At 43.4% G+C, this 13,929-nt stretch carries 10 protein-coding genes; 2 read left to right on the top strand and 8 right to left on the bottom strand.

The genetic code is table 11. The features are described from left to right. Window positions 1-52: 52 nt before the first annotated feature. The 6 genes from fba to BM232_RS06100 all read right to left on the bottom strand — a co-directional run bounded on the left by fba (window position 53) and on the right by BM232_RS06100 (window position 7,634). Entirely contained in the window at window positions 53-1,093 is a 1,041-nt protein-coding gene (gene fba, locus BM232_RS06075) for a class II fructose-bisphosphate aldolase (RefSeq protein WP_091712370.1), read from the bottom strand. Between the two features lie 34 nt (window positions 1,094-1,127). After that, a complete protein-coding gene (gene pyk / locus BM232_RS06080) occupies window positions 1,128-2,582 on the bottom strand; it encodes a pyruvate kinase (RefSeq protein ID WP_177207263.1) in 1,455 nt (484 codons plus the stop codon). A gap of 11 nt (window positions 2,583-2,593) precedes the next feature. Next, window positions 2,594-3,781: a phosphoglycerate kinase gene (locus BM232_RS06085; RefSeq protein ID WP_091712372.1), complete on the bottom strand. Its 1,188-nt coding sequence runs from the start codon at window positions 3,779-3,781 to the stop codon at window positions 2,594-2,596. Between the two features lie 131 nt (window positions 3,782-3,912). Further along, the gene (gene gap, locus BM232_RS06090; RefSeq protein WP_091712374.1) at window positions 3,913-4,911 is read right to left on the bottom strand and encodes a type I glyceraldehyde-3-phosphate dehydrogenase; all 999 of its coding nucleotides are present in this window, start codon (window positions 4,909-4,911) and stop codon (window positions 3,913-3,915) included. Between the two features lie 153 nt (window positions 4,912-5,064). Beyond that, entirely contained in the window at window positions 5,065-7,053 is a 1,989-nt protein-coding gene (gene tkt, locus BM232_RS06095) for a transketolase (protein WP_091712377.1), read from the bottom strand. A gap of 26 nt (window positions 7,054-7,079) precedes the next feature. Next, window positions 7,080-7,634 carry a thioredoxin family protein gene (locus tag BM232_RS06100; RefSeq protein ID WP_091712380.1) on the bottom strand — a complete coding sequence of 185 codons (555 nt, stop codon included), beginning with the start codon at window positions 7,632-7,634 and terminating at the stop codon, window positions 7,080-7,082. A gap of 376 nt (window positions 7,635-8,010) precedes the next feature. Here BM232_RS06100 and mrcB point away from each other — a divergent pair, with 376 nt between their 5' ends. Next, window positions 8,011-10,368, top strand: a complete 2,358-nt coding sequence (gene mrcB, locus BM232_RS06105) for a penicillin-binding protein 1B (RefSeq protein WP_091712382.1) — start codon at window positions 8,011-8,013, stop codon at window positions 10,366-10,368. Between the two features lie 9 nt (window positions 10,369-10,377). Beyond that, a complete protein-coding gene (locus BM232_RS06110) occupies window positions 10,378-10,932 on the top strand; it encodes a hypothetical protein (RefSeq protein WP_091712384.1) in 555 nt (184 codons plus the stop codon). Here the strand turns inward: BM232_RS06110 and BM232_RS06115 are convergent. Together BM232_RS06115 and BM232_RS06120 are read right to left on the bottom strand one after the other, a co-directional pair. Further along, the gene (locus BM232_RS06115; RefSeq protein WP_281248274.1) at window positions 10,929-13,541 is read right to left on the bottom strand and encodes an ATP-binding protein; all 2,613 of its coding nucleotides are present in this window, start codon (window positions 13,539-13,541) and stop codon (window positions 10,929-10,931) included. The genes BM232_RS06110 and BM232_RS06115 overlap by 4 nt on opposite strands. A 69-nt stretch (window positions 13,542-13,610) precedes the next feature. After that, window positions 13,611-13,929, bottom strand: a 319-nt coding sequence (locus tag BM232_RS06120) for an IS1595 family transposase (protein ID WP_143092266.1), incomplete at its 5' end; no start/stop codon positions are given.

Raw genomic sequence — 13,929 nt, forward strand, 5'->3', positions numbered from 1 at the left:
ATCAGTCTGAGTAGCTGAAAATCACTGACAAACAAACTGTTATCGACCCACACTAGTATCTTTCAACCATCTTAGCTAATGAAACGGGCGTAATCTTTCTGGCATGTCCTGCGCTGCCAAACGCCTGATAGCGCGCTTCACAAATCGTTTGCATGGCCTGCGTTGCCGCTTTGAGAAATTTCCTGGGATCAAATTCTGCTTTATTCTGCTCATCGGTCAAAAACTGGCGAATTGCCCCGGTTGAAGCCATTCGCAAATCAGTATCAATATTGACCTTCCGCACACCGTATCGAATGCCCTCAACAATTTCTTCTACAGGTACACCGTAGGTTTGGCCGATATCGCCACCATGTGTATTGATAATTTTCAACCAGTCTTGCGGTACAGAACTCGATCCATGCATGACAAAATGCGTATCAGGTAGCTTTTGTTGCAACGTTTTTAAGTGGCTAATCGCCAACACATCACCCGTCGGTGGTTGTGTGAATTTATAGGCTCCATGGCTGGTGCCTATAGCAACCGCTAAAGCATCGACCTGCGTTAATCTGACAAATTCCACAGCTTCGTCAGGGTCCGTCAATAATTGACTGTGATCTAATGCAGAATCAGCACCATGACCATCTTCTTCCCCCATCATTCCAGTCTCTAATGAGCCCAGACAGCCCAACTCACCCTCGACTGAAACACCGCAAGCATGCGCAATATCTGCGACTGTCTTCGTCACCTTACTGTTATATTCAAAATCAGACGGTGTTTTCATGTCTTCGCGTAATGAGCCATCCATCATTACCGAGGTGAATCCTGACTGTATAGAACGAATACAGATATCCGGGCTGGCACCATGATCCTGATGTAACACCACCGGAATATGCGGATATTCTTCAACAGCCGCGAGAACCATATGCCTTAAAAAGGGTTCACCCGCATATTTTCTGGCACCGGCACTGGCCTGCATTATCACTGGACTATCCACCTTATCTGCTGCCTGCATAATGGCATGTACCTGCTCCATATTACTGACATTAAATGCCGGAACAGCAAAATCATGTTCAGCTGCATAGTCTAATAATTGTCGCAATGTAATCAGGGCCATAAAGCCTCCTGTAAAGAAAAATTGTATTCTGCGTTTAGTCTATTTGTCTGGGTTCAGCCATATCACCGACTTTGACAATTTTCATAGCATTGGTGCTGCCCTGAATTTCAAGATCCCCTTTGGTGATAATGACGATGTCACCGTCAGATACCACACCACATCGGATAAGCTCATCAACCATCTCTTTGTTCATTAAGGCGTGATCATGATGCTCGACATCAAATTTCATCGGGTAAACACCTCGGTATAAAGTCACTTTTCGTGCCGTTTTTTCATGGGGTGTTAATGCAAAGATGGGAATACCCGAACTAATTCTGGACATCCACAAGGTGGTCGCTCCAGAGTCCGTTAGCGCAGCAATCGCTTTGACATCCAAGTGATTGGCAGTATACATGGCGGCCATGGCGATAGCTTCATCCATCCGCTCAAAATGTGAGTCTATCCGATGTCGGGATACCCGTATTTCACGTTCCAGCTCTGCTTGCAGACATACACGGTCAACTGCCGCTATGGTTTTTATCGGATTTTTGCCTATCGCTGTTTCTCCGGATAACATCACAGCATCGGTACCATCTAACACCGCATTGGCCACATCAAATACTTCTGCTCGGGTCGGAATCGGGTTTGTGATCATTGATTCCATCATTTGCGTAGCGGTAATCGTCAGGCAATTCTTTTGTCGTGCCAGGCCAATGATGCGTTTTTGAATAGGTGGTAATGCCGCATCGCCCATCTCCACACCCAAATCACCACGCGCGACCATAATCGCATCGGTAGCTGCAATAATCTCGTCAATCGCTTCTACCGCTTCTGCACGTTCAATTTTTGCCACGATGGCACCATAACCACCAGCATCACGTAATAACTGTCTGGCTTGATGTATATCGTCTGCAGAACGCGGGAATGACACAGCGAGATAGTCCGCCTGCATACTGGCAGCCGTTTTAATATCCTGTTTATCTTTATCGGTGAGGGCTTTTGCGGAAAGGCCGCCACCAAGGCGATTGATGCCTTTGTTATTGGAAAGAACGCCACCGAAGCTGACCGTAGTATGAATTTTATGAGCATCAACGTTATCGACACGCAAAACAATTCTGCCGTCATCCAGCAATAAGGTGTCTTTTGCTTTTACATCTCGCGGGAGCGCTTTGTAATCAATGCCGACTTGCTGCTCGTCTCCATCCTCTCTGCCAAGTTGGGCATCCAGAATGAAACGAGCCCCTTCTTCCAGCACGACCGAGCCTTCTTTAAATCGTGAGATACGAATTTTAGGCCCTTGTAGATCAGCCAAGATACCCACTTGTTTATTTTGCATACGAGCGCGTTCTCTGACGAGCTCTGCAAGCGCGATATGAGTATCAGGCTCACCATGAGAAAAGTTAAGCCTGACCACATTCATTCCGGCTGCGATCATCGCATCCAGCACTTGCGGGCTTTGTGTGGCCGGCCCTAAAGTCGCAACAATTTTTGTTCGTCTTATGGCCGCCACATGAAACTCCTTTATGCTTGTTTGGCGCGTTGCTCCAAGATATCTACAGCAGGTAATTTTTTACCTTCAAGAAACTCCAGAAAGGCACCGCCGCCAGTTGAGATATAAGAAATATCGTCACAAATTCTATATTTGGACACTGCAGCTAATGTATCACCGCCACCAGCAATAGAAAATGCATCAGATTCAGCAATCGCCATGGCGACTTCTTTAGTGCCTTCACCAAACTGGTTAAATTCAAATACACCTACAGGACCATTCCAGACAATCGTACCTGCGTTTTTTAAAATTTCTGTTAAAGCGGCTGCTGATTTTGGACCAATATCAAAAATCATGTCATCGGCAACAATATCGCTGACTTTTTTAGTTTCCGCTTCAGCGTTTTCAGCAAAATGCTTTCCACATACGACATCAACAGGCACTGGAATATCCCCACCACGTGCTTGTGCTTCTGCTCTTAATTTTTTGCAGGTATCAATTAAGTCTTCTTCGTATAAAGAATTGCCGACTTGATACCCCTCAGCGGCAATAAAGGTATTTGCTATTCCGCCACCAACAATAAGTTGATCCACTTTTGTTGATAGAGATTCTAAAACGGTTAATTTGGTGGAAACTTTTGAACCACCGACAATCGCGACTAAAGGTCTTGCTGGATTATCCAGAGCTTTTGATAATGCTTCTAACTCTGCCGCCAATAATGGACCAGCACATGCAATCGGCGCATATTTAGCCACACCATGTGTCGAAGCCTGAGCACGATGGGCGGTACCAAAGGCATCCATTACAAATACATCACACAACTTAGCCATGCGACGAGATAAGGCATCATCATTGGCTTTTTCACCGATGTTGAATCGAACATTCTCACATAGGACCACTTCACCCGCTTCAACCGGAATAAATTCTGGTTCTAACCAGTTTTGTTCAAGCCTCACAGGCTGATCTAACAAGGCTGATAAATAATTCGCCACAGGAGCCAGAGAGTACTGATGTTCGTACTCACCTTCAGTCGGTCTGCCAAGATGCGACATGATCATGACTTTTGCACCTGCTTTTAATGCCTTTTCAATGGTTGGCAGTGAAGCGTGAATCCGGGTGCCATCAGCAACCACACCTTTTTTCAGTGGCACATTAAGATCCTGGCGAATCAGTACACGTTTACCCGCCAAATCCAGATCAGCCATCTTGATTACAGACATGATGATTTTCCTCGTGAATAATTAAATTTGTGATCTCCGTCACAAAGTATAACGTTCAAAAACAGTTTGACCATAAAAAAAGGCTTTCTGAATCCAGAAAGCCTTAAATTTTTTATTGATAAATGAATGAATTAACGACCAACGTACTGCACAAGACGCATCATATTGCAGGTATAGCCATATTCATTGTCATACCATGCAACCACTTTAACAAAGGTCTTATCCAATGCGATGCCAGCCCCCGCGTCAAAGTTAGAAGGAGCCGTGTTGCCACGAAAATCTGTCGATACTACGCTTTCTTCTGTGTAACCCAGTACATCTTTTAATTCCGATGTAGAAGCGGTTTTCATTGCCATACAGATATCGTCGTATGTCGCATCTTTTTCCAGCTCAACAGTCAGATCCACCACAGAAACATCCGATGTCGGCACACGGAAAGCCATCCCCGTTAATTTGCCATTCAAATCTGGTAAGACTTTACCAACAGCTTTAGCCGCGCCAGTAGAAGATGGGATGATATTTTCTAAAATACCACGACCACCACGCCAATCTTTCATTGAAGGGCCATCCACTGTTTTTTGAGTGGCTGTAGCCGCATGAACGGTTGTCATCAAACCACGTTTAATACCAAAACTGTCATGTAAGACTTTAGCGACAGGAGCCAAGGCATTGGTTGTGCATGATGCTGCCGAGACAATGGCTTGACCGTCATAATCTTTATGGTTAACCCCATAAACAAACATCGGTGTGTGATCTTTTGACGGTGCAGACTGCACCACTTTTTTGGCACCGGCATCAATATGTGCCTGGCAACTTTCTTCCGTCAGGAAAAAGCCTGTACATTCAATAACCAAATCAGCACCGACTTCATCCCATTTCAAATCTGCAGGATTGCGTTCTGCTGTAATGCGAATGGTTTTACCATTTACTACCAGATTGCCATCCCTGACTTCCACTTCACCATGGAAGCGGCCATGCACAGAATCGTACTTAAGCATATAAGCCAGATATTCGGGATCGAGCAAGTCATTAATAGCAACCACTTCAATATCTGTAAAATCTTTGATGGCAGCACGAAATGCCATGCGACCAATGCGGCCAAAACCGTTTATACCGACTCTAATCGTCATGCTTAGTCCCCTATCACTATATCCGTCTGTCTAAGAACTGAAATCTCAGTTTGAAATTTCACTTATTAGACTTTCGAGTTTTAGAGAGAGAAAAACCAGTGAGCAAATGCTCACTGGTTCAACCCCATTACTTCTTTTTTAAATCAGCAATAATTACAGTACTGATTTAACTGTCTTAACGACATTTTCGACGGTGAAGCCGAAGTGTTTCATCAACACACCACCTGGCGCAGATTCACCAAATGTGTCGATACCCACAACACCACCTTCCAGGCCAACATACTTGCGCCAGAAGTCAGTTACACCCGCTTCAACAGATACACGTTTAACACCTGGTGTTAATACGCTGTCTTTGTAAGCTTGGTCTTGACGATCAAACACATTAGTTGAAGGCATAGAGACAACGCGTACTTTCACACCGTCAGCTTTCAGTTCTTCTTGTGCTTTAACCGCTAAGTCAACTTCAGAACCTGTCGCGATAATGATGACATCAGCTGCACCACCTTCTGCTTCAGACAGAACGTAAGCACCTTTACGGATAGCTTCAAAATCAGCTGTATCGTGTTTACGACCTGGAATACCTTGACGGCTTAATACTAAGCTTGAAGGACCATCTTTACGTTCAACAGCAGCAACCCATGCAACCGCAACTTCAGTTTCATCAGAAGGACGCCATACATCCATATTAGGAATATAACGCAGACCCGCTGTGTTTTCGATTGGTTGGTGAGTAGGACCGTCTTCACCCTGACCGATAGAGTCATGAGTTAAGATAGCGATTGTGCGTTGTTTCATCAATGCAGCCATACGTAAAGCAGACTTAGCATAGTCAGAGAACATGTGGAAAGTACCACCGTAAGGCAGTAAACCACCGTGCAGAGCCATACCGTTCATGATGGCAAACATACCAAACTCACGAACACCGTATGAAATGTAGTTACCTGGCTCTTTACCAGAAACATGTTTGAAGCTTGGGCAGCTTGTCAGGTTAGAACCTGTTAAGTCAGCAGAACCACCGATGAATTCTGGTAATTCAGGCGCTAAAGCAGTGATGATGTTTTGTGATGCTTTACGTGAAGCAACGCTTTCTGCTTTATCGTTGAAATCAGCGATCATTTTATCTGTGAATTGTTTCCAGTCAGCTGGTAATTCACCTGCCATGCGGCGTTTGAATTCAGCAGCTAATTCTGGGTACTCAGCAGCATAAGCGTCGAATTTTTTGTTCCATTCAGCTTCAGCAGCATCACCTTTTGCTTTCGCATCCCAACCTGCATAAACATCTTCAGGAATAACAAAAGGTTCGTAATCCCAACCTAACTCTTTACGAGTCAGTGCAACTTCTTCTTCACCTAATGCAGCACCATGGCAGTCATGGCTAGCTGATTTGTTTGGTGAACCGAAACCGATGATTGTTTTACAGCAAATCAGTGAAGGTTTGTCAGTGACTTTTTTAGCTGCTTCAATCGCTGCATTGATAGCATCAGAGTCATGACCATCAACTGATTGAACGTGCCAGCCGTAAGCTTCGAAACGCTTAACAGTGTCATCTGTATACCAACCATCAATGTGACCGTCGATAGAGATATTGTTGTCATCCCAGAATGCGATCAGGTTACCCAGCCCCCATGTACCAGCAAGTGCACAGGCTTCATGAGAAACACCTTCCATTAAACAACCGTCGCCCATGAATACATAGGTGTGGTGGTTAACGATGTCATGACCTGGTTTGTTGAACTGATCAGCCATCAGTTTTTCAGCCATCGCAAAACCAACACCGTTGGTGATACCTTGACCTAATGGACCTGTTGTTGTTTCAACACCTGGCGCATAGCCATATTCAGGGTGACCCGCACATTGTGAATGTAATTGACGGAATGTTTTGATTGAATCCATTGGCAAGTCATAACCTGACAAATGCAACAATGAATAAATCAACATTGAACCGTGACCATTAGATAGGATGAAACGGTCACGATCAGCCCAATTTGGGTTATTTGGGTTGTGTTTTAAATGGTCATTCCATAACACTTCGGCAATATCTGCCATACCCATAGGCGCGCCGGGGTGACCCGAGTTCGCCTTTTGTACTGCATCCATGCTGAGCGCACGGATTGCATTAGCTAAATGTCTACGTGTAGCCATTATCTACATTCTCCTATTAAAAAAAATTAAGCTGCCCGCCATTTGATCGAGCAACCCATACTAGGTATTTGATTTTCTGGGCCGTGGCCTGTTTCTGCCACTTGTTTCATTGCTTCAAACAAATCTCGTCTGACATCAGATGCAGCTGCTTGTTTTTTACTGGCATCTAAACGACCGCGATATTGTAGTTGCAAATCACCGTTATAACCAAAAAAATCGGGCGTGCAGACTGCACCATAAGCTTGGGCAACCTGTTGTGTTTCGTCATACAAATAAGGAAATGAAAACTGCTTTTGCTGAGCAAGGTGTTTCATATTATCGAAAGCGTCTTCTGGATAGTCATTCACATCATTAGACATAATGGCGACAGAGTTAACGCCCAACTCTTTCAACGCATTGGTATCACGAACAAGCCTATCCATAATCGCTTGTACGTACGGACAATGGTTACAAATGAACATGACTAATAGTCCATTTTCACCACGACACTCATCTAATGTCCAAATTTTACCGTCTGTTCCTGGCAGAGAAAAATCCACAGCAGGCAAACCAAATTCACAGACTGGTGTCTCTAAAGCCATAAACGCTCGCTACAGTTATACTTTTGTCGTTTCAGGTGAAAAACTACGCATGAAACTCTTTTGGAGTTCTGCATATTACCAGACAATTTGCATAATGCGAAATCAAGCTGTTAGCGATTTTTAGCGGCGCCCATTGCGACGATCTGTAAAAAAAGTAATGACTTAACAGACAAGTAGATTGATATTCATTGCTGTGATTTATCCTATCAATAGCATCAGGTCTCAGGCGAATTTTACTGCTGCGCGTTTTTAATGATCCTTTTTAGCTGAATACCGCATATTAAGGTGGAGTGTTATCACTTAATAGCAACATCATGTTTTAATGTTGCCATTGAATTACCGCCTGAACAGGCTCGTTTCCTAAGCTGAGAATCTCATGGCTCAAAAAAAAACGCCCGCTAAAAAACGTACACGCTCTAAAAAAACAAGTCCCCGAAGAAAAAAACAAACCGGTTTCATCAGTCGTTCAAGTTTATTCAAGATAGCCTTTACGCTTCTCGTTCTGCTCGGTTTATTAACCCTCTTTCTTGATGCTCAAATCCGTAGCCAGTTCGAAGGTAAACGTTGGGCTCTTCCGGCGAAAGTTTATGCACGGCCACTGGAGCTGTATGCGGGTGCGCCGTTGTCAATTGCTGACTTAAAAATCGAGCTGAGAGGCTTGGGTTATCAATTTACCAGCAAAACCACTCAGCCAGGACAAGCCGCATTTTCATCATCAAAAGCCATTATCGACACCCGAGGGTTCCACTTCAGCGATGGTATGGAGCCAGCAAGAAAATTGATTCTGGATTTTGATAGTCAAGGTTTAGCGCAATTGAGAGATTACCAGGGTCAGGATGTACCATTAGTTCGACTCGAACCTGTGCTCATCGGTGGCATCTATCCACTGAATAACGAAGACAGGGATCTTATTCAGCTTAAAGATGCACCATCAATGCTGACCGAAGCATTGATCGCGATAGAAGACAGAGATTTTTATCAGCACCATGGCATCTCACCTAAAGGCATTGCTCGCGCTATGTATGCCAATATCAAAGCCGGAGGCTTTGTCCAAGGCGGCAGTACATTAACCCAACAATTGATCAAAAACTTTTATCTGACCTCTGATCGCAGTCTTGTCAGAAAACTGCTCGAAATTCCGATGGCTTTGTTGTTAGAACTTCACTATGACAAAGATGAAATTCTGGAAGCCTATTTAAATGAAGTCTATCTTGGCCAAGATGGCTCCCGGGCCATTCATGGTTTTGGACTAGGGGCACATTACTTTTTTGCTCAACCACTACAAGAGTTGAAATTGCACCAGTTAGCGCTACTGGCCGGACTGGTCAAAGGCCCATCTTATTATGATCCAAGACGCCATCCAGAACGTGCGAAAACACGACGTAACCTGGTATTAAAAGTCTTGTTTGAACAAGGGAAAATTACGCAACAACAGTATCAGCATGCGATTAATGCTGGTCTCGATGTTGTCAAAAAAGGCACATTATTAAAAGAAGCCTACCCGGCATTTCTGGATTTAGTAAAACGACAACTTCGACGCGACTATCGTGATGAAGACTTGAATTCTGAAGGTTTGCGTGTCTACACAAGTCTGGATCCGATTGCTCAAAGCCAGGCTGAAACCTCACTAAAACAAACCATCAGCACTTTACAACAAAGCTATGGTGCCAAGCTGAAACCATTACAAGGCAGCATGGTAGTCACAGATCCTCAAACAGGTGAAGTACTCGCGGTTATCGGTGATAAAAATACCCGTTACAAAGGATTTAACCGGGCTCTGGATTCGCTTCGTCCAATCGGTTCATTGGTAAAACCGGCCGTGTATTTAACCGCCTTAGAGCATGGCAAAACACTTGCCAGTATTGTTGATGACTCAAGCTTGACGATGAAACTGCCTAATGGGCAAATATGGAAACCACAAAACTTCAGCAGGCATTCACACGAGCATGTCATGCTGATTGATGCCTTAGCCCATTCTTATAATATTGCGACTGTGCGGCTGGGTATGGAAGTAGGCTTAAAAGAAGTGATTAATACCTTGAACCGGCTGGGAATTAAACGTCAGCTGGATGCCTACCCGTCTCTTCTACTTGGCGCACAGGGTTTATCACCTCTTGAAGTTGCAACGATGTATCAAACGATTGCTGCCAATGGTTTCCAAACACCTGTCAGAGCAATACGTACAGTGACTGACAGTCAAGGCAAGGCCTTATCCAGCTATCCATTCCAGCTGCGTCAGACCATTGATGCTGATGACGTGTATCTGATTCAAACTGCCATGCAGGAAGTCACCCATAGTGGCACGGCTGCCAGTATTTATTCCACTTTACCGAATAGTATTAATACTGCTGGAAAAACAGGCACCACCGATGACCAGCGCGACAGTTGGTTTGCCGGGTTTAGTAATAATCGTTTAGCTGTGGTCTGGCTTGGCCTGGATGATAATTCACCATTACCGTTCACCGGCTCAGGTGGCGCACTCAGAGTCTGGAAGAGCTTTATGAAAAGTCAGCCTCTTGAATCATTTGAGGCACCATTACCAGACGATATAAAATGGCTCTGGATAGACGCTGAAACTGGTTTACTTTCAGCTGAAAACTGTGAAGGTGTAAGGCTATTACCGTTTATTTCTGGCTCAGAACCGACTGAAATATCCGAATGTATGACAAAACCTGGCGATACATCTAATCCGGTGACACGCTCACTGGACTGGATCAAAGACTGGTTTCAATAAGGTATGACTATGACAAATTATGTATCACGTTTATTTGTAACAGGACTTATATTAAGTGTACTTGCCGCCTGTACAACCACGCCTTATCAGCCCTCACAACCACCCGTTGATGATCGTAGCAGCCCACCTTCACAGCAACCAGCGCCAGAAACTAAAGCCTATCCGCCTGTGGAAGAAGCCATTCCTGGACAATCCATCCCTTCAGACCAAGTGCCGGCACCGCAGGCTCAGTTACCTCAAAAACAAAGTTCTGCTGTTATTGCTTTACTGGATAGAGCCGAGCAAGCAAGAGTAAGTGGTGACTTACGTAGCGCACAGAATAACTTACAACGTGCACAACGCATTGCCCCAAGGGATCCCAAAGTCTATTACTCATTAGCTCAGACACATATGAGTCTGGAAGATTATGATTTGGCTGAACAAGTCGCATTAAAGGGCGTATCGCTATCGTCAGGTAATCAAGTTCTATTAAAACGTTTCTGGCAGTTGATTACCGAAATCAGATTACGGGCTGGCGATGTTTCCGGAGCTGAAGTAGCTAAACTGAGAGCTCAGAAATATTAATCAGACTGACCGAGTCGCTTATAAAGGTAAGGATAATCCGACAATAGATCCGTCATGCCTTGAATATCGAACACTTCTACTTTATCCAGAAGTTGCTGGGCATAATTGCTCAAGGGTATGAATTTTTCTTTCTCTGCAACCTGGTTCAGGTCAGAAGCAAAACGTTTGATTTCACTCATATTATTGCTTTCTTTGACCATTTTCCAAATCGGCATTTTACTCTCCATGAAACTGAGAATATTCGGTAATACACTCATTTCATGTTTCGATAATGTAAGCGTTTCATCATTAGCATCAGCCATATCAGCCTCACTCGGTTGCTCATGCTTTAAAAATTCGGCGAGTTTATGGTAGAGCTCTGCCTTTTTAACTGGCTTACGGATATGATCATTAAAATGCTCTGATTTGAGACGGTCAAAATCGTCTTTCATAACCGATGCTGTCAGCGCAATGATCGGGATATCAAATTCTGCTTTAATTTTGTCGGCGGCCTGATAACCATCCATCACTGGCATACGTAAATCCATCAATACTAAATCAACGGGATGGTGTTTCATCGCTTCAACCGCTTCTTTACCGTTTTCAGCTTCAATGATTTCCAATGCAGAACTAGAGAAACTTTCAGTCACCAAACGTCGGTTATCTTCAATATCATCCACGACAAGAATGGTTGCCGGAGCAAAAACAGGTAATGTCGGTTCAGAGTAATTATGTAAGCTGGTATCAGCAGCGATCGCTGCCACAACAACATTATCCAAGTGCACAGTAAATGTAGACCCCTTACCCAATTGACTTTTAACGGTAAGCGTTCCTCCCATCAGTTTTATCAGACGACTACAAATGGATAATCCCAAACCTGTTCCACCAAATTTGGCAGTATCCTGACCTACGGTTTGGTTAAAGTCTTCAAAAATTCGGTCTAGTTGATCTTCCGGTATACCTAGGCCGGTATCTTCAACATCAATACACAATGCCAACTTACTGCCGATATTGTTCTTATTTTCGACACTTGCCCGCATAGTAATCCGCCCGGATTCTGTAAACTTCACTGCGTTGCCCAGTAAGTTAAGCAAAACTTGTCGTAGCCGAACCACATCTAACATAAGACTTTGAGGAATATCAGAATCCACCTCTAATATAAGTTCTACACCTTTATTACGTAATGGCACGCTGAATATATGTGATAGCTCTTCAAACAGCACATGCGGGTTTGTCGCCGCATAATTAATCTCTAGTTTTCCCGCTTCAATTTTGGATAAATCAAGAATGTCATTTATCAATAACATTAAATCATTGCCAGCCGACTGAATGGTTTTCACATAGGATTTTATTTTGTTGTCTTTGACCTGCTCATAGAGCAGTTCGGTAAAACCAATAATGGCATTCATCGGGGTGCTAATTTCATGACTCATATTCGCCAGAAATTCAGATTTAGTACGATTAGCGACTTCAGCCTTTTCTTTCGCCTCCACTAATTGTGCTTCCATCTCCAGCCTGTCTGTAAGATCCACTGCAATACCCAATAAGGCATCCTGATTCTGATAGGTGATAGGCATGATGGACACCATCATTGAGCGCTCTTCACCATCTAAATTTTTGAACTGGACAATCTTTTGTTCAACAAAACCTTTAGTTTTTATATCTCTTAATATCTCTTCACGCTGACTCGGATTAGAATAAAAATCGAGTATATTGAATTGATTGAGTTCTTCCATTTGCAGGTTGTAATCCAATAATGCCTGAGGATTAGCAGTGATAATTCGGCCATCATATGCTGTCACTGAGATTTGTAGTGGAAGGTGATCTAATAAGATTTTTGTTTGGCCTTCTGCAGCTTCACGCAAGCGAATCTGAGCAGCAAGTTTTCTATTCCAATACAAGATCCATATAACCAGTACTAAAAATAAGATGACAATTTTTAGAATCAAACTGTAATCAACAACCGCCGCATACTTATCTTTTCCCCATTCGTCGAGGATACGTTGCTTCTCTGCTAAGGAGATCGCATTAAATGTGCGATTAAACAGGCTTACCATAGGCTGGTAAGCCTCAGTAAATCCAAATGCCAGTGACGTTTTAAATCCTGTTTCACCGACAATACGAACATTATTAATCCCCATCTCTGCAATGTGATAGCTGGCTTGTGCCAGCGTGGCGACCAATGCATCTACTTTCCCCGTAGATACGGCTGTTAAGCCATCCTGAATACTCATGACTTCAATGAAGTTAATGTCCGGATATTGGTTGCGAATATTGTTCACATAACCATATTGATGAATGACCGCAATTTTTTTATTTTTTATGGAAGAAAGGCTTTCGACATAGACATTGTCATCGCGCATCACAACAACAATCGGACTATTTAAATACGGCCTGGTGAAGGTAAGAAACTGACCCAGCGCGGAATCACTGGTTTCTGAAATCATATCGACTTTGCCGGATTTAATCAGCTCGATGGATTCACTCCAACTCTTCGTTGGAACATACTCAATCGTAATTCCCAACTTCTTTTCTATTAATTGCAGATATTCAGCAACTATGCCGATGTAGTTACCTTCTTTATCAAATGCTTCATAAGGTAGCCAGTTCGGATCGCCTGTAAAACGAATTGTTTTATGTTCGTTTTACCAGAATTGCTCACTCGGTGACAAAATAATATTTGGGGCTGATCCAGATAACTAGCCCATATTCGCTTTAACCCATTGAGTTAATTGTTTTAATTGACTCTTTGGGTCACTGTTATTAAATCGCCACTCACACTCTTTCAAAAACAAGTGAAAATGCTCCTTTGGAATACCGTTAAATCGCCGTAAGTGGCGCTTAGCTTGATTCCAAAAATTCTCAATACCATTGATATGATTTTGCTTATCGGCAAAAAGCTTACTATGGTTAATACGATAGTGTTTAAATTCGCTTACATCTAACGCATTATAACTGCGCCAAGTATCGGTATAGACAATACTGTCAGGTTTCACCGTCTGTCTAATAATGGGTATC

Origin of the sequence: Methylophaga sulfidovorans (genome assembly GCF_900114205.1) — a bacterium.
Taxonomy (GTDB): Bacteria; Pseudomonadota; Gammaproteobacteria; order Nitrosococcales; family Methylophagaceae; genus Methylophaga; species Methylophaga sulfidovorans.

What these genes read in the sequence shown, in the direction of transcription:
- BM232_RS06100 (WP_091712380.1), bottom strand. Translation starts at nt 7,634, where the DNA reads ATGGCTTTAGAGACACCAGTCTGTGAATTTGGTTTGCCTGCTGTGGAT.
- gap (WP_091712374.1), bottom strand. Translation starts at nt 4,911, where the DNA reads ATGACGATTAGAGTCGGTATAAACGGTTTTGGCCGCATTGGTCGCATG.
- mrcB (WP_091712382.1), top strand. Translation starts at nt 8,011, where the DNA reads ATGGCTCAAAAAAAAACGCCCGCTAAAAAACGTACACGCTCTAAAAAA.
- BM232_RS06085 (WP_091712372.1), bottom strand. Translation starts at nt 3,781, where the DNA reads ATGTCTGTAATCAAGATGGCTGATCTGGATTTGGCGGGTAAACGTGTA.
- BM232_RS06110 (WP_091712384.1), top strand. Translation starts at nt 10,378, where the DNA reads ATGACAAATTATGTATCACGTTTATTTGTAACAGGACTTATATTAAGT.
- tkt (WP_091712377.1), bottom strand. Translation starts at nt 7,053, where the DNA reads ATGGCTACACGTAGACATTTAGCTAATGCAATCCGTGCGCTCAGCATG.
- fba (WP_091712370.1), bottom strand. Translation starts at nt 1,093, where the DNA reads ATGGCCCTGATTACATTGCGACAATTATTAGACTATGCAGCTGAACAT.